Source organism: Acinetobacter sp. 778_lipA (assembly GCF_058242985.1).
Genome location: NZ_JBZAYT010000001.1, coordinates 2,261,528 through 2,286,319, shown reverse-complemented (window position 1 = coordinate 2,286,319; position 24,792 = coordinate 2,261,528). Strand labels below are relative to the sequence as shown.

Here is a 24,792-nt window from a genome sequence, read left to right as displayed (position 1 = left end):
TATTCACACCATATGATCATTTTTTCGATTTATGAAAAATCCATTCAGTCCAATCATTGAATGAAAAGTCATTTATAGATGTTATTTTACGTGAAAAGTAACATATTGAAAAATCAGAAAAAGTCGATTGATTTGTTCTAATACTCTAAAAATATCGAGATAATCATTAAAATAAAAAATAAATCATTGAAAATATAAAGCCCGATTTCTTTATTAATTCTTTTTAATCCCTTGTTTATTCAATAAAAAATATTAAACCGACTTTTAAGGTATGGATATATATGCAATCGGTTTTGGACAAAAAATAACAGCTGCCTCATTGTTTGAAAAAATTTCGTAGCGTTTCACCGCAGGAGGCAAAAGTGCAAACGAGTAAACTAAATATTAATCGCATCGTGGATGAAGCAAAATTCAGCCCTTTTCATTGGGGCGTTCTATTGTGGTGTTTATTAATTATTATTTTTGATGGTTATGATCTGGTTATTTATGGCGTAGCTTTACCTTTATTGATGCAAGAGTGGGGATTAACTGCTGTACAAGCAGGCTTGCTGGCCAGCACAGCACTTTTTGGCATGATGTTTGGTGCAATGAGTTTTGGAACACTGTCTGATAAGTTGGGCCGTAAAAAAACCATCATGATTTGTGTGGCTATTTTTAGTGGATTTACTTTTCTCGGTGCATTTGCATCAACCCCCGTTGAATTTGGGATTCTCAGATTTTTAGCAGGACTTGGTATTGGTGGTGTGATGCCGAACGTTGTGGCTTTAATGACTGAGTATGCACCTAAACGTATACGTAGCACACTGGTCGCTGTGATGTTTAGTGGCTATGCCATTGGTGGTATGACCTCTGCCTTGCTTGGTGCTTGGCTGGTGGTCGATTATGGTTGGAAAATCATGTTTTATATCGCGATTATCCCATTCTTAGCTTTACCCCTTATTTGGAAGTTTTTACCTGAATCATTGATGTTTCTAACTCATCAAGGCAAGACCGATCAAGTGCGAGAAGTGGTACAGAAAATTGCACCGCAGCAACAGATTCATGCCTCGACTCAATTTGAATTAAATGAAGTCACTGCTGGTGATGAAGCACCGTTACGTGCATTGTTTCAGCAAGGTCGTCGATCAAGCACAGTAATGTTCTGGATTGCTTTCTTTATGTGTTTATTGATGGTTTATGCACTCGGAAGTTGGTTGCCTAAATTAATGATCCAAGCAGGCTATTCACTAGGTGCAAGTATGATCTTCTTATTTGCATTAAATATTGGTGGCATGGTTGGTGCAATTGGTGGTGGTGCTTTGGCGGATAAATTTCATATTAAACCCGTATTGACCATCATGTTTACAGTTGGTGCGATTGCGCTCATTTTCCTTGGTTTTAAAAGCCCACAATTCATTCTCTATACCTTGATTGCAATTGCTGGTGCAGCAACCATTGGTTCACAAATTTTACTCTATACCTTTGTTGCACAATTTTATCCTGCAACAGTACGTTCTACAGGTATGGGGTGGGCATCAGGCATTGGACGAATTGGTGCCATTGTTGGACCAGTCTTAACAGGTGCATTGCTGACCTTAGAGTTACCTCACCAAATGAATTTTCTTGTTATCGCTGTTCCTGGATTTATTGCAGCACTGGCAATATTCTTTGTGAATTTAAATGCTTCAGTGGAAAAAACTCAAACGGCCGAAGCACCAACAACTCAACAAAATATTGTTGGAAATACAATTAACTAAGCTCGTAAACCAAACTCACGCACAAACTGACTTGGTATTTCAGCCTGAATCATGAGGATTAAGGCTGGTTCAAAATAATCAATCGTAGAGAATAGGATGCTTTCTACAATGAAAAAATTTAACTACAACATTATTTTGGTGTCAATGGGATTACTTAGCCTAAATATGGCACATGCAGATTCATTAACAGAAGTAGAGCAGTTACGTAATGAAGTTAAACAATTACGTGAAATGATTGAACAACAGCAACAGGTGCAAAATAAGCAAATTGTGGCATTGGAAAACAATGTTAAAACGGCACAGGTTGTATCGCAGGCAAAAGATCAAAGCTTTGCACGAACAAAAGCAGGCGCAGAAGTAACACTATATGGGAATATCCGTGCGGATCTATTGTATCAGTCGGAAGGTGGAAGTGCCGATCGACTGTATAATCAGATCAATACCGTACCGCTTAAAGGCCATAATGAAAGTAGTGATCAATTAAAATCGACACTTGCCGCGACTCGTTTAGGTTTAGATTTTAAAACTGCTGACAAAGATATTTCTGGAAAAATAGAAGTTGATTTCTTAGGTGCGAATGATGGACTTAGAATTCGCCATGCCTATTTTAATTATGGTCAGTGGTTGATTGGTCAAACATGGTCTAACTTTGCAGTGCCTGATTATATGCCAGAAACAATTGATGCTTTGGGTTATGTGGGGGGCGCTGTTAAACGTGATGCACAAATTCGTTATACCCATAAATTTAATGCAGAAACACAGCTGGTAACGGCTTTGGAAGATTCCAAAGATGCCTTATCGAATATGCGGATCCCGGTTTTATCAACTCGATTAAATCAATCATTTGCTGATCGAGCGGGTGCATTGAGTTTGCGAGGCATGGTTAGTGAAAAGAGAACAGTTGCTGATAATGAACTCGCTTGGGGTGTTGGACTTGGAGCAAAATACGATATTTCTGCAAAAACCACACTTAAAGCAGATTATTATCATGTTAAAGGTGACTCCAGTTTAGTGTCATGGACGAACCAAGGCTTTACCATAGATGCCAATAAAAACATCATGGCGCTGAATCAATTTGACTCAATCACTGTTGGAGTGACGCAACAGTTTAACTCACAATGGCGAGGAACATTGGGATATGGCTATATGAAAGCGGATGAAAATCAGGAGTATATTCGATATTTAAGTGATCCAACCAAAGCCAATAAAACACTTTGGCAAGCTTGGGCCAATGTATTTTATAGCCCGAAAAAGCCATTAAGTTTTGGTCTGGAGTATGTTTATGGTGAGCGTAAAGCCTTTGTTGCAGCGCCTAATGGACAGGATACAGGTGAGGACAATCGTTTTAATGCGGTTGCGATGTATAATTTTTGATAAACATTTCTATTAGTCTTCTTACGAAAATAGGCTTTTAGAGGATATTAAAATGAGGTTAAGTCTTTAAAAAATATCAAACTTATATCATTCTATAAATGTTAATTCATATGGTGATAAAGTTTGTACGGCCATACCTTGCATTTAAAGTTTAAATATATTTGCGTAGGCGATGCCTCCCTTTTCAGGGATGAAAAGGGACAAAAATTCTATGTTGGGTGAGAGGTACGTCCTGTACCCCCACCCAACAGCGACATCCATGTCGCCTCACGATAGAATGACCATGTATGATTCAATAATATATAAAGCTGTTTAATTTATATGATGATCAATTTATGGATTGGTATTAAATAACGACTTTAAAAGCATTTTTTAAAAATAACATGAGTAATTTGATGAAAAACCTCTTTTAATTTGATTTAAATGAGGTTTTTATATTTTTCGTTATTCGTTTAAATTAAGCGGATTCTTTTAAAAATAAACGGATTGCATGACTAAATTTCACAGGTTCTGTAATAAGCGGCGTATGCCCTGAACGTTTAAAAATAATATTTTTTGCATTGGCTAAACTGTCGGAAATTTGCATTTGACCTTCAGCAGGATAGAGGGATGACTTTTCCCCAATAAAGAATGTAGTTGGACATTCCAATTGTGAAATTGCCTGACGATAATCTTCATCATGGTTTAGATAATTATCGATATACCATGTTAAATAATCCATTCGACGGATAGGCAATAAATGTTTTTGTAATTGAGGATGTTTAAGCGCCAAATTAAACATAAAGGGGCTTAATTTATTACTGCCTTGAATTTTAATAAAATTTAACCAAATTTGAATCAATTCAGTTCGTGGTTCAATTGGTAATTCATCGACAAAACGATAGTTTGAATATTGATGTAAAAAATCAGAGAAGTCTTTTAGCAATCTTTTAATTTTAAAATACTTTTTCCCAAATAAACCAAATTCCCATGTTTCATCCGTTGGAATTTTAGGGGTTTGGTCAATGTGTAGATAAGCTTTGAGTTTTTCAGCCAAATTGCCATATTGCATCCCATGCATGGCAGTGGTTGCTCCCATGGAATAACCCATAAGAATAAAATTATTTAAATTCAGTTGATCAATTAAGCTGTCAAGGTCACGCCAATGGTTGCTAATCGCATCGATTTCTTGAGGGATCTTACAGGTTCTAGAGCCACCAAATCCGCGCCAATCTGGGATATAAAATTTATAATGTTTGATATTAGGCAGTAAAAAGGGAAGCCATTGCCAACTATGCATGCCTAAACCAGACAAAACCAGTACAGGTTCACCCTGACCAATTTCACGGACAAATAATTTTTCACCATCTGGCATTGTATAGTGTGGCATGCAGTTTCCTATGAATTCTCTTTATTCTCAAACGCTTTAAGCTGTGGAATGACTTGGTCGAGCCAATTGATCCAGCCCATTTCTAAGTCTATACCCAATTGTAAAATCATTTTGTGAATATATAAAGTTCGATCCAGTTGCTCGATTTGTTCAAAATCTTTGGAAAAAATCTGGCGGTATAGTTTTAAATTTTCACGATGTAATTCTAAATGACGCTCAAGTTCAGGTAAAACAGTATTTCCACCAAATTGTGCTTCTGCCCGTAAGCGAACCATAATTTCTTCGCGAAGCTGGGCAGGTTGGCCTTGTTTGACCATCCAGTCTGCCAGTTCGACGCGTCCAAGTTGCTCAACTTGATAGGTTTTTTTACGGCCATGATCAGACTGATCTTCAAGTGTGGAAATCCAGCCTTTCTTTTGCATGCCGTTAAGTTCACGGTAGATTTGTTGATGCGTTGCATTCCAGAAGAATCCCATAGATCGGTCAAAGCGTCGCGCCAATTCAAAACCTGTACTTGGCTTCTCTATCAGACTGGTCAATAAAACATGGGCTAATGACATTGTGTAATATCACATCAACAAAATGAATATAAAGTCATTATGCAACATGTTGCATAAAAATCAAATCTCGATTATAAATACTCACACTATGCAACTTGTTGCATTAAACAGATATGAAGTGTCATTTAACAGATTGATAGCTAGCGAGAGCACGCCAAGGGAGTTCACATGTCTAATTATCCGCATTTACTTGCGCCTTTAGATTTAGGCTTTACCACATTAAAAAACCGTGTATTGATGGGTTCAATGCATGTTGGACTAGAAGAAGTCCAAGGTGGATATGAACGTATGGCTGCATTTTATGCAGAACGTGCAGCAGGTGGTGTTGGCTTAATTGTGACGGGTGGTATCTCGCCCAATGATCATGGGGTAACATTCTTTGGTGGTTCAAAACTGGATCATTTAGAAGAAGCAGAAAAACATAAGGTCATTACCAAAGCTGTGCATGATGCTGGCGGTAAAATAGCACTGCAAATTTTACATACAGGTCGTTACTCATATCAGCCTGAAAATGTTGCACCATCTGCGATACAAGCGCCCATCAATCCAACTAAACCGCATGCTTTAACTTCAGCAGAAGTTCATCAAACCATTGCAGACTTTGCCAATTGTGCAAAATTGTCACAAATCGCAGGTTATGATGGTGTGGAAATCATGGGATCAGAAGGTTATCTGATCAATGAGTTTATTGCTGCACGAACCAATCATCGCGATGATGAATGGGGAGGAAGTTATGAAAACCGTATCCGGTTCCCGATTGAAATTGTCAGAAGAACACGTCAGGAAGTCGGCGAAAACTTCATCATTATCTATCGTTTATCTATGCTGGATTTGGTTGAAGGTGGCTCTACACTTGAAGAAGTAATTCAACTTGCCAAAGAAATTGAAAAAGCTGGTGCAACCATTATCAATACTGGAATTGGCTGGCACGAAGCACGTATTCCAACCATTGCCACCAAAGTACCGCGTGCCGCATTTACTTGGGTGACTAAAAAATTAAAAGGTTCCGTCAAAGTTCCTTTAATTACCTCGAACCGTATCAATACGCCTGAAATGGCTGAGCATGTCTTGGCTCAAGGTGATGCCGATATCATTTCGATGGCGCGCCCAATGCTTGCAGATTCGCATTTTGTATTGAAAGCTGAACAAGGCCGTGCTGATGAAATCAATACCTGTATCGGTTGTAACCAAGCTTGCTTAGATCATATTTTTTCAATGAAAATTGCAACGTGTTTGGTCAATCCACGTGCATGCTATGAAACTGAACTTATTTTTAAAGAATCACCAGAAGCTAAAAATATTGCTGTGATTGGGGCAGGTCCAGCAGGACTTAGTTTTGCAACATATGCAGCTGATCGTGGACACAAAGTCACAATCTTTGAAGCATCTAATCAGATTGGTGGTCAGTTTAATATTGCAAAAACCATTCCTGGCAAAGAAGAGTTCTATGAAACTTTACGTTATTTTAAACGTAAAATTGAATTACAACCGAATATCAAACTGGTACTTAACCACACTGCAAGCTATGAAGAGTTAGCGACAGGTGACTTTGATGATGTTGTGGTGGCTACAGGTGTAACGCCTCGCCATTTAAATATTGAAGGTATCGATCATCCAAAAGTTTTGTCATATATCGAGGTTTTACGCGAGCGTAAACCTGTCGGTAAGAAAGTGGCAATTATTGGTGCAGGCGGTATTGGTTTTGATACTGCTGAATATCTTTCTCATGAAGGTGAAAGTGGCAGCTTAAATCCACAAAAATTCTATGATGAATGGGGAATTGATACATCATATGAACATGTGGGTGGCTTGAAACAACCTGAGATCGAACAATCTCCTCGTGAAATATATTTACTGCAACGTAAAGCCAAATCTGTTGGTGCTGGTTTAGGCAAAACAACAGGTTGGATTCATCGTACAGGTTTAAAACATCGTCATGTCAATATGATTCCTGGCGCAAGTTACGACAAGATTGATGATCAGGGCTTACATATTACGGTTGGCGACAAAACCATGATTTTAGATGTCGACAATGTGGTGATTTGTGCAGGCCAAGAACCTTATACAGCGATGTTTGATCAACTCCAAGCTGATGGAAAATCTGTACATTTGATTGGTGGTGCAAAAGAAGCGGGCGAGTTAGATGCGAAGCGTGCAATTCGCCAAGGTGCTGAATTGGCAGCTGTGATTTAAAAGAATAAACCCTGTTTGAACTCCTTCTCTTTAAATCATGTGTAGTGTGAAGCATGCTGCGAGAGAAGGGACTTCATGACTGGATTTTTAAGAAAATGACTGGAAACGAATTCAAATTATTTCAAATCAAAGGGATATAAAAAATGAGTTATACAAATACCAAGCCTGCAATCAAAAAATGGCACAACATGCTGGAAAGTCGAGACATGAGTCTTTTAAATGAATTACTGGCAGACGATGTGGTTTTTCGTTCACCTGTGGCTTATAACCCCTATGAAGGTAAGCAAGTGGTCTTTTTCATTTTAAGTAATGTGATTCAAATTTTTGAAAACTTTACATATCATCGAGAATTTTTTACAGAAGATGAGCAAAGTGTAGTTTTAGAATTTTCTGCCAATGTGGGTGAAAAAAAATTAAAAGGGATTGATATGATTCGTTTTAATGAACAAGGTCAAATTGTTGATTTTGAAGTGATGATTCGACCAAAAAGTGGTTTGGAAGCATTGGCAGCTCAAATGGGGCAACGTATGGCCAGCTTTATACCTAAAGCCTAATTACGTATATACTGCAATAAATAAAATTAAGCGTGAAAAATTTCTTAATTTTTAAAATGATGATGAGTGATAAAAGAGTTGAGGTGGAAAATGTCTGTATTACATAAGTTTACTGAGATTAGCCAAGATTTATTGGATCAAGTGACAGGTGCTGAATTACCAAAGCTTTATTTTAATCAGCAAGGAAAAATGTCTGAGATCATTAAGAAACTCCCTCAACTACAAAATAAATATCGTCCTACACCATGGCTCAGCAATACCCATGCTCACCTGTTATATTTTGATTTAATTAAGAAAAAATCCGTTAAGCTGGACTATGATCGAATTGATCAGCTGACCATGCAAGATGGCGGTATCACGGCTATTGCTTGGTATGGCTACGATTTACCACAAGAAACCCCAACTATCGTGATTATGCATACGATTACAGGCACACCTGACAGTATGCGTGAATTGGTCAAAGATCTCCATGAGTATACGGGATGGCGTATTGCATTATGTCTACGCCGTGGGCATGCGGGCTTACCCATGCCTGTTCCTCGCATGTCAATTTTTGGTTCAACTTCTGATTTAAAAGAACAATTGGCTTCGATTCAAAACACATTTCCACAATCTGATCTTTATGCAGTAGGTTCTTCCGCTGGTACAGGCCTACTTGTGCGTTATCTTGGTGAACAAGGCCTAGATACACCTTTTAAAGCTGCTTTTGCCATGTGCCCTGGTTATGATACCGAGCTTGGGTTTCAAAATGTCCATCCTTTCTATACCAAAGTCATGACCAAAAAATTGTTTAAGGCATTTATTAAGCCTTATGAGCAAACATGGACACCATTACATTCGGTACAAAATGTTCTACAAACGAAAACCCTACAAGAGTTTCAGACTGAATATTTTGAAATGGCTGGTTTTTCAGATTATGAAAGCTACTCAAAAGCCACCAATCCAATTTATGTATTTGAAAATGTTAAAATTCCATTAATGATTCTAAACTCAGAAGATGATCCTGTATGTTCAATCAAGAATTTAGAACCGTTTAAAGAAACCATTCAAAATATGGATAATGTTGTGGTAGTGACAACTAAAAAGGGCAGTCATTGTGGTTTTTATGAAGGACTCAATACAAAATCTTGGGCTTCTCGTTTAATGGCTGATTTTTTAAAACAGTATTCATGATATGCAATACCAATAAATATCTATTCAAGTTAAAAAACTGACAGATCAAACTATTATTATTATTTGATCCGTCAGTTTTAATTGCTCAACTGTGGTGTTTGATCGATGCTAAGTTCTAAGCTAAGGTAAATATTAGACTTCTTTTATAAGTCGATGTTAAAACATAGATCAACATAAAATCACACCCATCCTAGCCTTCTTCCAGTGAGAAAAAGCACTTTTCAATATCAATAGATTCACGTTATATGATCATTTTTTGAAGTAAGAAAGATCTTTATTTAAAATAAAGGCCTATTTAAGTGCTAAATAATTCCAAACAAAATTTATCTTTTGTGAGTAAATAATATTGCTACGAACGATATAAATATCTTGAAAGAAACTATAACCATCAAGTATTTTTAATTTATTTTCATTTATTTCTTCTTCAATCAGTAAGCGAGGTAACCAAGCTACGCCTAAGCCTTGTAAAGCCAAGGCTTTTAAGTCACTGGCATTATCTGTTTCATATAATGTTCGATAATTGAGTTTACTTTCTATAATTTTATCTACACATTTTCTCAGATAGGCTTGTTTACTATAGGCCAAAAGGGGGAATGTCTGGTTAAGTTGGTATTTAGGTAATCCATTTTTGCTTGCTGTAACTGGCACAATTTGCATATTTACAATTTTATGATAGATAAAAAGTGTGAGATCCAATTGTTGTAAAGTGAGTTGATCACAATAACAAATGAGAAAATCACAAGAACCTTCTTTTAATAAATGTATGCCTTGTTGCAGATTTGCAGCAATAATTTCCAACTTTAGATCATTATAGTCTGAGTATAGTTTTTGAATAAACTTAGGAAAAAACTGCGTGATGAGAGAATGGGATACTGCAAATTTAATTGAGAGTTCATTATCCTTAATGTTTTTTTCTAAATATTTTATTGTTGTATCCATTTGGTTTTTAATATTTTTTGCTGTGGAGAGTAAGACTTGGCCAGCATCTGTAAAATCAATATTTTTACTATAACGCTTTAAAATTTGAAACCCTAACGACTCTTCAATATTTTGTATTCTACGTGTAAAAGCCGATTGAGTGACATGACGTATAGCTGCAGCTTTAGAAATGGATTTTTCTTGGTCTAATGCAAGAAGATCCTCTATCCACCGAATTTCAAGCGTCATGTTCAATCACCAATAAAGATTTAACTCAAGCAAAGTATAACAAGTGATATGCAAAAAATGCATACAGATATATTTTTTTACATTGGTCAAGTTTAGATTGTTTCACCTAAGATGAATTGATTATCTTCGTAGAGTTACATTGCAAATGAACATTGAAATTAAAACGAGAACTGAGAAAGATTTATTGGGAATGAAAGAAGTCCCATTTCATTGCTATTACGGTGTACAAACATTAAGAGCGGTTGAGAACTTTAACCTAAGTGCGCATAAATTAAGTCATTTCCCTATTTTTATTCAAGCGCTTGCTATGGTGAAGTCTGCTTGTGTAGAGGCTAATTTTAAATTAAATAAAATTGAAGAAAATAAATATAAAGCGATTCAACATTCATGTCAGCAATTGATAAATGGTTCATACCATAATCAATTCCCTATTGATATGATTCAGGGTGGGGCAGGAACTTCTACAAATATGAATGCAAATGAAGTTATTGCAAACATTGGATTAGAGTTTCTGGGTCATGCAAAAGGCGAATATCAATATCTACATCCCAATAACGATGTAAATATGTCTCAATCGACCAATGATGTATACCCAAGTGCAATAAAAATAGGTCTATTGTTTGCATTGGATCATCTCAATATTCCGTTTCAAAAACTAATTGAAAGCTTAGGTCGCAAAGCTGAAGAGTTCTCTGATATCTTGAAAATGGGACGTACTCAGTTACAAGATGCGGTACCGATGACATTAGGGCAAGAATTTAGTGCTTTTGCGCATACCTTACAAAATGATTTGCAAAAGTTAAATCATATTATGCCAGATTCACTCAGTGTGATTAACTTAGGTGGAACAGCAATCGGTACGGGAATTAATACCGAGCTTGAGTATCGCTTAAATGCAATTCAAGCTTTATCAGAAATCACTGGTAAAAACATTTCAAGCTCACCTGATTTGATTGAAGCGACTACAGATATGGGTGACTTTGTACTTTTATCAAGTTTACTCAAACGTACTGCAACCAAGTTGTCTAAAATTTCTAATGATTTACGTTTGTTATCGAGTGGGCCACGTACTGGTATCGGCGAGATACAATTGGAGCCACGCCAGCCTGGTAGTTCAATCATGCCAGGAAAAGTAAATCCAGTGATTCCTGAAGCGATGAATTTGGCGTGTTATCAAATTATTGCAAATGATTTAGCAATTACTTTGGCTGCAGAAGGTGGACAACTACAATTAAATGCGTTTGAGCCATTAATTGCGCTTAAACTATTTGAGTCTATTGAACTATTAGGTAAAGCAATGCAAATGCTGAATGAAAAGTGCATCCAAAATATTCGTGCCAATGCGGCACATTGTCAGCATTTAGTGGATAACTCAATTGGTATCATTACGGTGTTAAACCCATATTTAGGTTATGAAACTACTACACGAATTGCAAAGATGGCAAATGAATCTGGGGAGAGTGTTTTGGCTTTGATTAAAGCTGAGGGATTACTTTCAGATGAAATTTTGGCGGATGTACTTGCTGTTCATAACATGGTTCAGCCAAAACAACACGCAGCTTAGTTTTTTAAACTTATTGTGCAATTTAAGCAATTCATGACTTACATTAGAAATTAAGTTTCATATGACAGATAAAGCTTAATATTTAAACGGATTTATAAAAAAAGGGAAATTATAATTTCCCTTTTTTTAGTGATGAAAAATCTTAGTTTTTCAAAGCTGGTGTAGCAGCAGCGATGGCTGCGGCAACAGCATCATCTTCAGATTGGGCTGAACCAGAGCTTGCTTTTGGTGCTGGAGTTTTAGTTTGTGCAGTTTCAGTTTTTACTGACTCTGCTTTTGCAGGCTTTGCCTCAGTCGCAGCAGGTTTACTTTCTGCTTGTGCACTTGGCATTGTTGCATGAGCTTCATGCGTTGGCTCGCGTCGAATTTCTGTGGTTGTATTTGCTGTTTCAGTGCGTTCAACTTCTACATGTGCCGGAATTTCGACTTGTTGTGCATTATTCTGTTCAACGCTTGGTAAGCTTTCAAACTGTGTCGGTTCAGAAGTCGCAGGCTGAGCAGTTTCAACTTTCTCTTGCTCAGCTTCTTTAGGCTCTTCTTTTTTTACACAAGCAGATACCAAAAGCGCTGTCGCAATTGCACCACAAATTAAAAATTTCTTATTCATAATGACTCAAAACAAAACGTATTAAAGAGATGTTACTTAGTATAACAGCAAAATGATATTTAAAAATCACCTTATCAAGTGCTAATTTTTTATTGGAAATGCTGATAGAATAGCCAATTGTTTATTGTTCTATGAATTGATGTGAATTGACTTTGCTTTCTTGGTACAAGGTAAAGTAAAATCGCACAACATTGTAGGCCAATTTAGGCTCCATTGTACGAGAAACTTAATGACCCATTTTATATTCGTAACTGGTGGTGTTGTATCATCACTAGGTAAAGGTATTTCAGCTGCTTCAGTTGCTGCACTTTTAGAAGCCCGTGGTTTAAAAGTAACCATGGTCAAAATGGATCCATACATTAATGTCGATCCTGGGACTATGAGCCCATTCCAGCACGGTGAAGTATTTGTCACAGAAGATGGTGCTGAAACTGACTTAGATTTGGGTTATTACGAGCGTTTCTTACGTCGTGCCAAAATGACCAAATTGAATAACTTTACTTCAGGTCGTGTTTATCAAGACGTTTTAAATAAAGAACGTCGTGGTGATTACCTCGGCGGTACAGTACAAGTTATTCCGCATATTACGGATAATATTAAAGAACGTGTTCTTCGCGCAGGCGAAGGTTATGACGTTGCCATTGTGGAAATCGGTGGGACAGTAGGTGACATTGAATCTCTCCCATTCATGGAATCTGTACGTCAGTTGATGGTTGAGCTTGGTCATAAACGTACCATGTTGATGCATTTGACTTTATTGCCATATATCAAGTCTGCTGCTGAACTTAAAACCAAACCAACTCAACATTCTGTTAAAGAATTATTGTCGATTGGTATTCAACCCGACATTCTGATTTGTCGTACTGAACATGATGTTGACGCAGATACTACCCGTAAAATCGCACTCTTTACAAACGTTGAAGCACGTGCCGTTGTGGTGTGTAAAGATGCGCGTTCAATTTATCAAATTCCTCGTACATTTTATGAACAAAATGTTGATGATTTAATCTGTGAACGTTTTGGTTATGACAGCTTGCCTGAAGCTGATCTTTCGGATTGGGATCATGTTGTTGAAGCATTATTGAACCCAGAATACACAGTTCGAGTTGCGATGGTAGGTAAATATGTTGAATTGCCTGATGCATATAAGTCTGTTAATGAAGCACTCTTACATGCAGGTATTCAAAATCGTGTCAAAGTTCAAATTGAGTATATCAATGCAGAAGAACTTGAAGGCCAAAATCCTGCTGAAGTATTAAAAGGTATTGATGCAATATTAGTTCCTGGCGGTTTTGGTGAGCGCGGTACTGAAGGTAAAATGCAGGCGATTCAATATGCCCGTGAAAACAAAGTACCTTTCTTGGGTATTTGTTTAGGTATGCAATTGGCCGTAATTGAATTTGCTCGTCATGTTGCTGCTATGCCAGAAGCGACTTCTACAGAGTTTAATCGTTCAACAAAATTCCCATTGATTGGTTTAATTACGGAATGGCTAGATGAACGTGGTGAAATCCAGCATCGTAGTACTGAGTCAAACCTTGGTGGCACAATGCGTTTAGGTGCCCAAAAATCAGAATTGGTTGAAGGTACTAAAACACGTGAAGTTTACGGCAAAGCTGAAATTACTGAACGTCATCGTCACCGTTATGAAATGAATGATCGCTTCATTCCTGCAATTGAACAAGCAGGTATGAAAATTTCAGGTTATTCTACTGCGCAACATCTTGTTGAAACTGTAGAAATTCCTGAACATCCTTGGTTTATTGCTGTACAATTCCACCCAGAATTTACAAGTTCACCACGTGATGGACATCCATTATTTGCTAGTTTTATCGATGCTGCTAAAAAGCAGCACCAAAACAGCAAGTAAGTATGTAAGAACTTAAACTAGGAAGTTTAAATGTCACAATTAAAACCACAAGAAATTGTACGTTTAGGCGATATACAAATGGCAAATCACTTGCCATTTGTATTATTCGGCGGCATGAACGTACTTGAGTCGAAAGACTTAGCTTTTGAAATTGCAGAAACTTATGTCGATATCTGTACGCGTTTAGAAATACCATATGTATTTAAAGCCAGTTTTGATAAAGCCAATCGTTCAAGCTTACATTCGTTCCGTGGCCCTGGTTTGGAAAAAGGTATCGAATGGTTAGGTGACATTAAAAAGCATTTTAATGTTCCGATTATTACCGATGTCCATGAACCTCACCAAGCTGCCGCTGTCGCTGAAGTTGCAGATATTATCCAGCTTCCAGCATTTCTCAGTCGTCAGACTGATTTGGTTGAAGCAATGGCGAAAACTCAAGCCATTATTAATATCAAAAAAGCGCAATTCCTTTCTCCTCGTGAAATGAGCCATATTCTAAATAAGTGTTTAGAAGCGGGTAATAACAAACTCATTTTGTGTGAACGTGGTACGTCATTTGGCTATAACAACTTAGTCGTTGATATGCTGGGTTTCGACACCATGAAAGAAATGAATGTACCAGTATTTTTTGATGTAACGCATGCATTGCAAACACCGGGCGGTCGTGCAGATTCAGCAGGCGGACGTCGTGCTCAAATCACAACCTTAGCTCGTGCAGGTATGGCGACTGGGCTTGCAGGTTTATTTTTAGAAAGTCATCCAGACCCTGAAAATGCAAAATGTGATGGACCTTGTGCATTACGTATGTCGCAGCTTGAGCCGTTTTTAGCGCAGTTAAAAGAATTGGATACCTTAGTTAAAGGTTTCAAAAAGTTAGATACACATTGATGCGCTTAGAAAGCATCTTATTTTTAATCAACTGAGGAATTATTCATGAGCCAAATCGTTGACATTCGTGCACGTGAAATTTTGGACTCTCGTGGTAACCCAACCATCGAAGCAGACGTAATCCTAGACTCTGGCGTTGTTGGCCGTGCATGTGCACCATCTGGTGCTTCAACTGGTTCTCGTGAAGCTTTAGAACTTCGTGACGGTGATCAATCACGTTACTTAGGTAAAGGTGTTCGCACTGCTGTTCAAAACGTAAATGGTCAAATCAAAGACTTATTAAAAGGTCAAAACGTATTTGAACAAAAAGCACTTGATGACAAAATGATTGCGCTTGATGGCACTGAAAACAAAGAAAAATTAGGTGCAAACGCAACTTTAGCTGTATCTTTAGCTGCTGCGCGTGCTGCTGCTGTTGAGAAGAAAACTGAACTATTCCAATATATTGCAGATCTTCGTGGCCAAACAACTTTGTCTATGCCTGTTCCAATGATGAACATCTTGAACGGTGGCGCACATGCAGACAACACTGTTGATATTCAAGAATTCATGATTGAACCTGTAGGTTTCACATCTTTTGCTGAATCTTTACGTGCTGGTGCTGAAATTTTCCATGCTTTGAAATCTGTATTGAAAAAGCAAGGTTTAAATACAGCAGTTGGTGATGAAGGTGGTTTTGCGCCTAACTTACGTTCAAATGAAGAAGCAATTACTGTTATTCTTTCTGCAATTGAAACAACTGGCTATAAAGCAGGTTCTGATATTATGCTTGCACTTGATTGTGCATCTTCAGAATTCTACAAAAATGGTCAATATATTCTTGCAGGTGAAGGCAACAAAGCATTCACAAGTAACCAATTTGCTGACTATCTTGCTGGTCTTGTTAAACAATATCCAATTATCTCAATCGAAGATGGTTTAGATGAGTCTGATTGGGAAGGCTGGAGCTATTTGACTTCTATCCTAGGCGATAAAATCCAATTGGTCGGTGATGATTTGTTCGTTACAAATCCTAAGATTTTACAACGTGGTATTGATGAGAAAGTAGGTAACTCTATCTTAATTAAATACAATCAAATTGGTACTTTGTCTGAAACTTTAGATGCAATCTATCTTGCTAAAGCAAATGGCTACAGCACTGTGATTTCACACCGTTCTGGTGAAACTGAAGATTCTACAATTGCAGATCTTGCTGTAGGTACAGCAGCAGGTCAAATTAAGACTGGTTCACTTTGCCGTTCTGACCGCGTTGCAAAATATAACCAATTGCTTCGTATTGAAGAATTGACTCATGCTGCTTATCGCGGTAAAGCTGAGTTTAAAGGTTTAAATTAATATCTTTTATTGATTTAATTTAAAAAAGGCCATTCCTTTATTTGATATAGGGAATGGCTTTTTATTCGCTAAAAATAATCAAGAATAGTATGTGTTAAGTGAGATTCAATATCATGTGATTGATTAATAATGAAATTTAGAGGTGGAGTTTAATTAGCATAGTTTGTGGAAAAGAAAATTTATAATAAATAATATCGCGATATATGAGTTTTTAGCATAAAGATAATTCTTAAATTTTTAATTACAAAGTAGATTATTGAGCACATAATTATTCTTTTATAAAAAAGAGAATTTATTTTGTTCTAGTTTTGCAGTTTTCGCATAGTTTAGTGTTCTTCATACAAAATATTTGATGTATATTAGCATCTTAATTTAATGCTGTTACTCAAGACGCAAATACATGTTAGAAGTCTTTAAAACAACTTCAAGTAAAGTGATTGCAATACTCGCGATTTTAATCGTTGTGGTATTACAATATCGCTTTTGGTTTGGTGAGGGTGGTCATTTCCCTCATCAAGCTTTACTACAGCAAATTGAACAGCAAGCTGAAGTCAATGCTGAGTTAAAAGAACGCAACCGAATTCTTGCTGCTGAAGTGTATGATTTAAAAAATGGTGCTGAAGCCATAGAAGAACATGCACGTTTAGACCTTGGCTTAGTAAAGCCACATGAAACTTTTGTACAAATGAGTACCATTAGTACCCATTACAAACCTATTTATACCGATCCAAGTGTAGATTTAAGAACCAATGAAGATGACAACGAACCTGCGCCAGAACAACCGTAAAATTTGGGCAATTGTTCCTGCGGCTGGCTCAGGTCGTCGTTTTTCAAAAACTGAACTAAAACAATACCAAGTAATCCAAAATCAAACAGTTTTAGCGCATACCATAGCGCGTTTAAACGATTTACCACTTGCGGGTTATGTACTTGCTGTGGGTGAGCAAGATCATTATGCTCAAACATTGCCATTAAAAAATAAACATTTGAGTCATTTTTGTTTGGGTGGTGCAGAACGTGTTGATTCGGTTTTAAATGCGTTGCGTTATTTAGAACAATTTGCACAAGCCGATGATTTGGTTTTTGTACATGATGCTGCTCGTCCTTGTGTGACACAGCAATGTCTTGAAAACTTAGTCGATACCGCAATAAACCTGAACAGCAGTGCAATTCTTGCAATTCCTGTACGAGATACTTTGAAGTGTGTTGAAAATCAGCAAGATATCAATAAAACAATCAGTCGTGATCAATTGTGGCAAGCACAAACACCACAAATTTCTACCTTTTCAAAGCTTAAAACGGCAATCGAAAAAGCTTTAGCGAATAATATTGTCATTACAGACGAGGCGAGTGCATTGGAATATATCAATGAACCTGTCAAAGTAGTGATGGGGCGTTCTGATAATATTAAAATTACTTATCCAGATGATTTGGAGTTGGCCAAGTTAATTTTGCAATCGCAGCAATAAAACAACGAAAATAAAAATAATTATGCATTGATTGATTTTCTCAACCGCTATTTATCTCTATAATTTGACCAGATTAAACTAGGTTTAAGATTTGTATTCATGACACCATCGCCACAGTATAAGTTTTTACGTCAATCAGTCAGAGATGGTTTAAGTATTAATCAAAAAGTTTCAAGGTGGGACAAATTACACCTTGATCCTTGGTTATTGGGCTTTTTAATTATCAATGCAATTTTGGGTTTATTGATGGTCTATAGCGCATCTTCTGAAGATATGTCTATGGTCATTCGACAAGCCGTGAGTTTCGGTGTTGGTTTTATTTTACTTTTTATTTGTGCACAAATTCCACCAAAAGTATATCAAGCGATTAGCCCTTGGTTTTATTTGTTTGCAATTTTGTTGTTGATACTGGTTTTATTGGTCGGTGATGTTCGATTAGGGGCAAAGCGCTGGCTGACCATTCCAGGGATTGGCAGTATGCAACCCAGCGAATTTATGAAGTTTGCCATGCCACTGATGATGGCATGGTATTTTGCACGTAACCCGTTGCCGCCAAAGTTTAAACATATTGTAATTGCCTTGATTATTATGATGGTGCCTTTCGTATTAGCATTATTACAACCAGACTTGGCAATTGGTATCGTGATTGGTGGTGTGTTTGCTTTGTTTTTAAGTGGCATGTCGTGGACTTTAATTATTGGGACTTTAGCGGCATTGGCACTGGCGTTCCCTTTAATTTGGACTTTTGTATTACAAGCTTATCAAAAGAAAAGGATTATGACCTTATTTGATCCTGAGTCAGATGCGCTTGGGGCAGGATGGAATATTATCCAATCTAAAATTGCGATTGGTTCAGGCGGAATGACAGGGCGTGGATTCTTAGAAGGAACACAGTCTCAGTTGGGCTATTTACCTGAACATCATACTGATTTTATTATGTCGACCTATGCAGAAGAATTTGGCTTTATTGGGGTATTCTTCTTATTTGCACTTTATACCGCAATGATTTTTAGATGTATGATCATTAGCTTAAGCAGTTTTCATAATTATGGTCGTTTATTGGCAGGTACGATTGGTTTGTCTTTGTTTTTCTATGTATTTGTAAACTCTGGTATGGTCAGTGGGATTTTACCTGTGACTGGTGATCCATTACCACTTATGAGTTATGGTGGATCGGCGGTAATTGCGTTGTTAGCGAGTTTTGGTATCGTTATGTCTATCCATACGCATAAATAAATAAATAGAATCTTCAAAATTTAAAATTTCTTAAACTAAAGCTATTCCTTCTCTTTTTTAGAGGAGGATAGTATCAAATATAAATAAAAAAAAGTTTTTCTTAAATTTAAGTTCCTTAGATTGTCAAACTACCTAATTATTCATACAAGTGCAATGCATCAAATTATTGATCATAAATAATAATTATTTTTTTGGATGAACTTTTAGATACTGTTGGTTTTAAATTCGTCTGGTGTACTTTTGAATCATAGATGGTTGTTCTATAGTGTGGCAACATGGATGTCGCCGTTGGGCGGCGCCCATGAGTAAAGAATAAGCACTGCTTTGTTTGCAGCGCAAGGTTTGGCATCTCCTGCGAAAAGTGAGGTATCGCCAACGCAAAGGTATTGAAACTTTGAATGTAAAGTGTGGCATTGCAAGTTTTTTTATAACGGAACAATTTCTTTTTCTATGCAATTAATTTAACTAAAAATATTAATTAGGAGAAATTGTATTCTTATGTCTGAGTTTTTTGACTAGGCAGCTATAATTTGCTGATGGTTTAAAAATCATGTGATATTGTGAATGATGTATCTATTTGAAATCGAATTTAAGCTGACACTTCAACATCAAATCAGTATTGCTAAATCTGTTCTAAGTGCTAAATTAAAATAGTCATATAAATTATTTCTCTAACTACATTATTCTTATTATAAGACGATTAAATCGTATAAGGTTCGGTTCAATATGCATATCATCATCATGGGAGCTGGTGTTATTGGTACAACATCCGCTTACTATCTAAAACAAGCAGGTCATGAAGTCACTGTGATCGATCGGCAACCCAATGTGGCTTTAGAAACCAGTTTTGCCAACGCTGGGCAGATTTCGCCGGGTTATGCGTCGCCTTGGGCTGCACCAGGTATTCCATTAAAAGCGTTTAAATGGATGTTTCAACCACATTCACCATTGGCAATTAAGCTAACGGGTGATATGCATCAGTATCAGTGGATGATCCGTATGTTGGCTGAATGTAATATCAATCGCTACCAAATCAATAAAGAGCGAATGGTACGGATTTCTGAATATAGCCGTGACTGTCTAGATGAATTACGTGCGGAGACTAAAATTCATTTTGATGAGCGCCAATTAGGTACATTACAACTTTTTCGAAAACAACATCAATTGGATGTGGCAGGCAAAGATACCGAAGTTTTAAAACATGAAGGCGTGCCATTTGAGTTGTTGGATAAAGCTGGCGTAATCAAGGCTGAACCTGCTTTAGCCCACGCAACTGTTGATTTTGTTGGTGGTTTGCGTTTACCGAATGACCAGACAGGCGATTGCCAAAAATTTACAACAGAGTTGGCGGAGCTTGCAGCCAAACAAGGGGTCAATTTTTTATTTAATACGGTAATAGAATCAATCGAAAAAGATGCTGAACGGATTACCGCGATTCATTTAAAAGATGGTCGTAAAATCAAGGGAGATGTTTATGTCATGGCACTGGGCAGCTATAGTCATGAAATGCTCAAACAATTGGAAATTGATGCGCCTGTATATCCATTAAAAGGCTATTCGATCACCACCAAAATTGTTGATCCGGCACTTTCACCAGTGTCTACAATCTTAGATGAGTCTTATAAAATTGCCTTAACCCGTTTTGATGATCGAATTCGTGTAGGGGGGATGGCTGAAATTAATGGGTTTGATCGCTCGTTAAAATCTAGTCGTGAAGACACTTTGCTTATGGTTTTACAACAATTATTTCCAAATGCAAGTGACTTATCAGATGCACATTTCTGGACGGGTTTAAGACCTGCGACACCAGATGGTACCCCGATTGTTGGGCAAACAAGGTATCAAAATCTATATACCAATACAGGGCACGGTACCTTGGGTTGGACCATGTCATGTGGTTCTGCAAAATTATTATCAGACATTATTTCTGGAACCACACCACAAATTGAATATGATGATTTGAATGTGTTTCGATATGACTCAGTGAATCACTAAGATGTTTGTGAAACTGATATGAACCAAAGTTAGCAAGTCGCAGAACAGGCAATTTCATTTTCCAATGTGCATTTTTGGCATTGGTTTATGCTTTCACTTCGTGGTTTTAATGAAGAAAATTCAGATGAGGCGATTTAGGCTAATTTCAATCAAACTACAACAAAGCCAGAGTCAGTGATCAAGTTATTGACTAAGCTATTTAATTCTTAAGCGATTTAAAAATTAGATAATAATTGAACATATTTTACTTGTATTCGAGCAAATTCATGGCATATTAATTGCTAATACAAGGAAAGATGATTGCAGGAGAGAAGTCTCTTGCGGACTCGCCGAAGGAGCAACGACCCCGGAAACTCTCAGGCAAAAGGACTGTAATCATTGTAAAACCTCTGGAGAGAAGTCATTCTATTGAAAACAAAAAAGAAATGACTCACCGAAGGGGATGGTAAAGCCTAAATAGTTTAGGTTTTTATCGAAGCTCTCAGGTACACATGACAGATGGGGCATACATTGACAATGTAATTAAAAATATTGCATTTCAACGGAGTGTGCGTATGTGTCATGTCGTCATTATTGGTTCTGGTATTACAGGTGTTACTTCTGCCTATGAACTTGCTCAATTAGGTTATCAAGTTACTGTTATTGATAAACATTTATTTCCCGCAATGGAAACATCATTTGCCAATGGTGGACAGCTGTCTGCGTGTAATGCTGAAGTGTGGAATCAAAAATCCACTGTGTTAAAAGGTATTAAATGGATGGCGAAGAAAGATGCACCATTATTGCTCAATCCATCTTTTGATTTGCACAAATATGCATGGCTGGTCGAATTCCTTGGCAATATCAAACACTATGAAGCAAATACTCAAAATACAGTGAAAATGGCACTTTTAGCGCGTCAAAGGCTATTTAATATTGCTGAACAAGAAGGGATTGATTTTGATTTAGAAAAACGTGGCATCTTGCATTTCTACCATTCTGAATATGATTATAAAGTGGCAACCAACGTCAATGCGCTGTTATGTAAAGGTGGTTTAGAACGCCATGCAGTGACCAATGAAGAAATTAAATCTATCGAACCGAGTTTGACGGGTGAGTACTATGGAGGCTTTTATTGTCCAGGTGATGCAACGGGGGATATTCATAAATTTACCACTGGACTTGCCAAAGCGACTGAAAAATATGGGGTAAAATATTTATTTGGTATGGAAGTTGTTAATGTAGAACACACTGCCAATGGGGTGAATATTCAATATCATTCGAGTGTTGAAAACATGGAAGGTGGTTCAGTAGCAGTTGAACAACTCAGTGCAGATGCCGTGGTGATTTGTGGCGGTGTTGGCAGTTATCAATTGGCCAATCAATTGGGCGATCGTGTGAATGTTTATCCTGTAAAAGGCTATTCAATCACCGTACAATTGGATGATGAAAAAAGTATTAATGGTGCACCTTGGGTCAGCTTGCTCGATGAAAGCGCGAAAATCGTCACGTCACGATTAGGCGCTAATCGTTTACGTATTGCTGGAACTGCTGAATTTAATGGCTATAATCGAGATATCCGCTCAGATCGTATCCAACCTTTAACAGATTGGGTCAATAAGAACTTCGATATTTCAACCGAGCATTGTATCCCGTGGGCGGGTTTACGACCAATGATGCCGAATATGATGCCTGTGGTAAAACGTGGAAAACGTGAACGGGTATTTTATAATACAGGGCATGGACATTTAGGCTGGACGTTGTCTGCTGCAACAGCTGTGATGATTAGTCAGGAAATTGCAAGCTCGCATCCGATTTAATCGTATAGGCAATATTTTTGTATTTGCACTCTGGTGAATGTCCATATTCACCAGAGTGCTGGTAAAAATAATTAGGTGTGTTATGAATATAGAATCAACAACTCAAAAGCACTGGCATGAAACGAGCTATGTAAAGTTAGTTGAATCGATTCAATATATTGCACAAAATTATCACGATGTGTACGCCTTGGCCTTGTACTATTATTGTGATGATGATGAACCTTGTTTTCCCAAAGTTGAGCTGAACTTTAATACCATTGAACAGTTTGAGTCGCAAATTTCTGAATCTTCGAGTCAAGCTGAAGCGAAATGGAATTATGCCTATTGGTTACAACAACCGTCTTGGGATATTGGGGGAGAGAATGATCAGCTTTTGGCACAATGGTTTGAGCAAACACCATTTTATTATTCTCAAAAACAGATGGAATATGCTGAACAAGAAGATGATGCACTATTTAATGAACTTTTAGAAAAAGGCGAGCAGTTTGCTCAATTGTTTATTACACAAATAATCAAAATAGTTCAGCAATTATTTTCTGAAAATATTCTTCAAGATACATTTGGGAAAAATCTTCCAGTCATTATTCATGAGCTTGAATATTATGAAGAACCCATTTCGTGGACCAAAAGAGCCAATCCAAGTGCATTAATCAATGAATTTATGGATGCCTGTGAAAGTGATTTCTCTTAACAAAATATGCTTATGATTCAATGCTGAGGGACGTGATGTGCCCCACAGCACTTATTGAGTGGAAGCAAGCACTTTAAACGTTATAGACGAGTAAAGACATCTTCTTGGGTTAAACGAGACTTGGGCAATTTTGCATTAAAGTCAGTATCACTACGATAACCGAGTGTCATAATCACAGACGGGACCAAATTCTTTTCAATTAAGCCTAATTCTTCAGTCAGAATATCTTCGTCAAAACCACCGATTGGCGTTGCATCGATACCTTCAATACCTGCAGCTAATAGCATTTGACCCAGTGCGATAAAGGTTTGATTTTCCGCCCAGCGCTGAATATCACCTTTTTCATTGCGATAATAAGAGACATAGCCTGTACGACTGTCTTTTTGACCTTGCTTAGCCTTGTCATCTTTAAAGCGGCCACTGAGATCATCCTGCTGAAGTAAATTACTCAGGTGCTGTTCTGTAATATCTGCTTTGGTACAGAATAAAATCGTATGTGATGAATCTAAAACCTTTGGTGCGTTGTAGCTATATTTTCCGATTAAGGCTTTAGCAATACGTTGTTTAGCTGCATCATTCTCAGCAATAAAAAAGTGCCAAGGCTGGATATTGATTGATGATGGTGTCAAACGTAGGATTTCAAGTAAACGTGCAAATTGTGCTTGAGGAATCTTTTTAGAAGAATCATAAGCCTTTGTGGTGTAACGTGTTTTTGCTACATTTAATACATCCATAAGGAGATCTCATATATCGTAAATTTTCGATATATTATATGCTAAAATTCCGAAATGTGAATCTTCAAAACGTAAATAAAGGTGGAAAATCTTTTTTAGCTGGGATAAATATTTGTAAATTTTATCAATGGATTAAATTTGAACCAATATATCCCTGCAAAAAAGCATAAATTAATTGATTAATTCTTAATATTTTATTTCGTGTTTTTATTAAACTCTTAAATCCGCTATTTATCTGGTATTACAATAGACTGGATTCGTTAATTACAGCAGAAAAATCATTGGTTTTAGAATGATCAGAAACTCATTTAACAGTATTAACTTAAGAGAAATTTGATAGAGTAGTGTAGAGGAAAAGACATTTTTTAATAATTAAGTATTAAAATTCTTTTATCATTTTTTACTCCATGAAAAAGTGGAATAAGTTGAAAGACATAATATTATTTATAGGCTCAATTTTTGCTCTCTGCTGGATAAT

20 protein-coding genes and 1 riboswitch are annotated in these 24,792 nt (G+C 37.0%); of the genes, 15 read left to right on the top strand and 5 right to left on the bottom strand.

What is annotated here, in order from left to right:
- Positions 1-362: 362 nt before the first annotated feature.
- Entirely contained in the window at positions 363-1,736 is a 1,374-nt protein-coding gene (locus AC4CUY_RS10875) for an MFS transporter (protein ID WP_483770967.1), read from the top strand.
- Positions 1,737-1,844: 108 nt separating this feature from the next.
- The gene (locus tag AC4CUY_RS10870) at positions 1,845-3,110 is read left to right on the top strand and encodes a DcaP family trimeric outer membrane transporter (RefSeq protein WP_490774108.1); all 1,266 of its coding nucleotides are present in this window, start codon (positions 1,845-1,847) and stop codon (positions 3,108-3,110) included.
- Positions 3,111-3,567: 457 nt separating this feature from the next.
- Here the strand turns inward: AC4CUY_RS10870 and AC4CUY_RS10865 are convergent, their stop codons facing one another.
- Together AC4CUY_RS10865 and AC4CUY_RS10860 are read right to left on the bottom strand one after the other, a co-directional pair.
- Entirely contained in the window at positions 3,568-4,479 is a 912-nt protein-coding gene (locus AC4CUY_RS10865) for an alpha/beta fold hydrolase (protein WP_490774107.1), read from the bottom strand.
- A gap of 8 nt (positions 4,480-4,487) precedes the next feature.
- Positions 4,488-5,039, bottom strand: a complete 552-nt coding sequence (locus tag AC4CUY_RS10860; protein WP_004719902.1) for a PadR family transcriptional regulator — start codon at positions 5,037-5,039, stop codon at positions 4,488-4,490.
- Between the two features lie 168 nt (positions 5,040-5,207).
- Here AC4CUY_RS10860 and AC4CUY_RS10855 point away from each other — a divergent pair, with 168 nt between their 5' ends.
- The 3 genes from AC4CUY_RS10855 (at position 5,208) to AC4CUY_RS10845 (ending at position 8,959) form a co-directional block, all read left to right on the top strand.
- Positions 5,208-7,232 (top strand): oxidoreductase, encoded by a 2,025-nt coding sequence (locus AC4CUY_RS10855; RefSeq protein ID WP_336950943.1) that lies wholly within the window; start codon positions 5,208-5,210, stop codon positions 7,230-7,232.
- A gap of 143 nt (positions 7,233-7,375) precedes the next feature.
- The gene (locus tag AC4CUY_RS10850; RefSeq protein WP_336950945.1) at positions 7,376-7,786 is read left to right on the top strand and encodes a nuclear transport factor 2 family protein; all 411 of its coding nucleotides are present in this window, start codon (positions 7,376-7,378) and stop codon (positions 7,784-7,786) included.
- A 90-nt stretch (positions 7,787-7,876) separates the two neighbouring features.
- Positions 7,877-8,959 (top strand): YheT family hydrolase, encoded by a 1,083-nt coding sequence (locus tag AC4CUY_RS10845; RefSeq protein ID WP_419327297.1) that lies wholly within the window; start codon positions 7,877-7,879, stop codon positions 8,957-8,959.
- 291 nt (positions 8,960-9,250) lie between these two features.
- Here the strand turns inward: AC4CUY_RS10845 and AC4CUY_RS10840 are convergent, their stop codons facing one another.
- Complete coding sequence (locus AC4CUY_RS10840; RefSeq protein WP_490774106.1) at positions 9,251-10,126, bottom strand: LysR substrate-binding domain-containing protein; 876 nt, start codon at positions 10,124-10,126, stop codon at positions 9,251-9,253.
- A 145-nt stretch (positions 10,127-10,271) separates the two neighbouring features.
- Here AC4CUY_RS10840 and AC4CUY_RS10835 point away from each other — a divergent pair, with 145 nt between their 5' ends.
- Positions 10,272-11,690: an aspartate ammonia-lyase gene (locus AC4CUY_RS10835; RefSeq protein ID WP_336950948.1), complete on the top strand. Its 1,419-nt coding sequence runs from the start codon at positions 10,272-10,274 to the stop codon at positions 11,688-11,690.
- A 142-nt stretch (positions 11,691-11,832) separates the two neighbouring features.
- Here the strand turns inward: AC4CUY_RS10835 and AC4CUY_RS10830 are convergent, their stop codons facing one another.
- On the bottom strand, positions 11,833-12,297 hold the full coding sequence (locus AC4CUY_RS10830) for a hypothetical protein (protein ID WP_004719918.1): 465 nt from the start codon (positions 12,295-12,297) through the stop codon (positions 11,833-11,835).
- A gap of 229 nt (positions 12,298-12,526) precedes the next feature.
- On the opposite strand from AC4CUY_RS10830, the gene pyrG reads away from it, so the two are divergent.
- The 9 genes from pyrG (at position 12,527) to AC4CUY_RS10785 (ending at position 23,580) form a co-directional block, all read left to right on the top strand.
- A complete protein-coding gene (gene pyrG, locus AC4CUY_RS10825) occupies positions 12,527-14,167 on the top strand; it encodes a CTP synthase (protein WP_336950949.1) in 1,641 nt (546 codons plus the stop codon).
- Between the two features lie 30 nt (positions 14,168-14,197).
- Positions 14,198-15,055, top strand: coding sequence for a 3-deoxy-8-phosphooctulonate synthase (gene kdsA / locus AC4CUY_RS10820; protein WP_336950950.1), 858 nt, complete (start codon positions 14,198-14,200; stop codon positions 15,053-15,055).
- Between the two features lie 45 nt (positions 15,056-15,100).
- A complete protein-coding gene (gene eno / locus AC4CUY_RS10815) occupies positions 15,101-16,390 on the top strand; it encodes a phosphopyruvate hydratase (RefSeq protein WP_004719930.1) in 1,290 nt (429 codons plus the stop codon).
- 400 nt (positions 16,391-16,790) lie between these two features.
- Positions 16,791-17,177 (top strand): cell division protein FtsB, encoded by a 387-nt coding sequence (ftsB, locus tag AC4CUY_RS10810; RefSeq protein ID WP_336950951.1) that lies wholly within the window; start codon positions 16,791-16,793, stop codon positions 17,175-17,177.
- Positions 17,140-17,859 carry a 2-C-methyl-D-erythritol 4-phosphate cytidylyltransferase gene (gene ispD / locus AC4CUY_RS10805; RefSeq protein ID WP_483770973.1) on the top strand — a complete coding sequence of 240 codons (720 nt, stop codon included), beginning with the start codon at positions 17,140-17,142 and terminating at the stop codon, positions 17,857-17,859. The genes ftsB and ispD overlap by 38 nt, the downstream gene beginning before the upstream one ends.
- Positions 17,860-17,958: 99 nt before the next feature.
- Entirely contained in the window at positions 17,959-19,095 is a 1,137-nt protein-coding gene (rodA, locus tag AC4CUY_RS10800) for a rod shape-determining protein RodA (protein WP_336950953.1), read from the top strand.
- Between the two features lie 726 nt (positions 19,096-19,821).
- The gene (locus AC4CUY_RS10795; RefSeq protein ID WP_419359742.1) at positions 19,822-21,090 is read left to right on the top strand and encodes a D-amino acid dehydrogenase; all 1,269 of its coding nucleotides are present in this window, start codon (positions 19,822-19,824) and stop codon (positions 21,088-21,090) included.
- Positions 21,091-21,383: 293 nt separating this feature from the next.
- Positions 21,384-21,472: riboswitch (glycine riboswitch) on the top strand.
- A gap of 172 nt (positions 21,473-21,644) precedes the next feature.
- Positions 21,645-22,889 carry a D-amino acid dehydrogenase gene (locus AC4CUY_RS10790; RefSeq protein ID WP_034615308.1) on the top strand — a complete coding sequence of 415 codons (1,245 nt, stop codon included), beginning with the start codon at positions 21,645-21,647 and terminating at the stop codon, positions 22,887-22,889.
- Between the two features lie 82 nt (positions 22,890-22,971).
- On the top strand, positions 22,972-23,580 hold the full coding sequence (locus AC4CUY_RS10785; protein WP_419327291.1) for a DUF4303 domain-containing protein: 609 nt from the start codon (positions 22,972-22,974) through the stop codon (positions 23,578-23,580).
- Between the two features lie 80 nt (positions 23,581-23,660).
- On the opposite strand, the gene nfsB is transcribed toward AC4CUY_RS10785, so the two are convergent.
- A complete protein-coding gene (gene nfsB / locus AC4CUY_RS10780) occupies positions 23,661-24,314 on the bottom strand; it encodes an oxygen-insensitive NAD(P)H nitroreductase (protein WP_419359740.1) in 654 nt (217 codons plus the stop codon).
- Positions 24,315-24,792 lie beyond the last annotated feature (478 nt).

What these genes read in the sequence shown, in the direction of transcription:
- AC4CUY_RS10870 (WP_490774108.1), top strand. Translation starts at nt 1,845, where the DNA reads ATGAAAAAATTTAACTACAACATTATTTTGGTGTCAATGGGATTACTT.
- AC4CUY_RS10865 (WP_490774107.1), bottom strand. Translation starts at nt 4,479, where the DNA reads ATGCCACACTATACAATGCCAGATGGTGAAAAATTATTTGTCCGTGAA.
- AC4CUY_RS10860 (WP_004719902.1), bottom strand. Translation starts at nt 5,039, where the DNA reads ATGTCATTAGCCCATGTTTTATTGACCAGTCTGATAGAGAAGCCAAGT.
- AC4CUY_RS10855 (WP_336950943.1), top strand. Translation starts at nt 5,208, where the DNA reads ATGTCTAATTATCCGCATTTACTTGCGCCTTTAGATTTAGGCTTTACC.
- AC4CUY_RS10850 (WP_336950945.1), top strand. Translation starts at nt 7,376, where the DNA reads ATGAGTTATACAAATACCAAGCCTGCAATCAAAAAATGGCACAACATG.
- AC4CUY_RS10845 (WP_419327297.1), top strand. Translation starts at nt 7,877, where the DNA reads ATGTCTGTATTACATAAGTTTACTGAGATTAGCCAAGATTTATTGGAT.
- AC4CUY_RS10840 (WP_490774106.1), bottom strand. Translation starts at nt 10,126, where the DNA reads ATGACGCTTGAAATTCGGTGGATAGAGGATCTTCTTGCATTAGACCAA.
- AC4CUY_RS10835 (WP_336950948.1), top strand. Translation starts at nt 10,272, where the DNA reads ATGAACATTGAAATTAAAACGAGAACTGAGAAAGATTTATTGGGAATG.
- AC4CUY_RS10830 (WP_004719918.1), bottom strand. Translation starts at nt 12,297, where the DNA reads ATGAATAAGAAATTTTTAATTTGTGGTGCAATTGCGACAGCGCTTTTG.
- pyrG (WP_336950949.1), top strand. Translation starts at nt 12,527, where the DNA reads ATGACCCATTTTATATTCGTAACTGGTGGTGTTGTATCATCACTAGGT.
- kdsA (WP_336950950.1), top strand. Translation starts at nt 14,198, where the DNA reads ATGTCACAATTAAAACCACAAGAAATTGTACGTTTAGGCGATATACAA.
- eno (WP_004719930.1), top strand. Translation starts at nt 15,101, where the DNA reads ATGAGCCAAATCGTTGACATTCGTGCACGTGAAATTTTGGACTCTCGT.
- ftsB (WP_336950951.1), top strand. Translation starts at nt 16,791, where the DNA reads ATGTTAGAAGTCTTTAAAACAACTTCAAGTAAAGTGATTGCAATACTC.
- ispD (WP_483770973.1), top strand. Translation starts at nt 17,140, where the DNA reads ATGAAGATGACAACGAACCTGCGCCAGAACAACCGTAAAATTTGGGCA.
- rodA (WP_336950953.1), top strand. Translation starts at nt 17,959, where the DNA reads ATGACACCATCGCCACAGTATAAGTTTTTACGTCAATCAGTCAGAGAT.
- AC4CUY_RS10795 (WP_419359742.1), top strand. Translation starts at nt 19,822, where the DNA reads ATGCATATCATCATCATGGGAGCTGGTGTTATTGGTACAACATCCGCT.
- AC4CUY_RS10790 (WP_034615308.1), top strand. Translation starts at nt 21,645, where the DNA reads ATGTGTCATGTCGTCATTATTGGTTCTGGTATTACAGGTGTTACTTCT.
- AC4CUY_RS10785 (WP_419327291.1), top strand. Translation starts at nt 22,972, where the DNA reads ATGAATATAGAATCAACAACTCAAAAGCACTGGCATGAAACGAGCTAT.
- nfsB (WP_419359740.1), bottom strand. Translation starts at nt 24,314, where the DNA reads ATGGATGTATTAAATGTAGCAAAAACACGTTACACCACAAAGGCTTAT.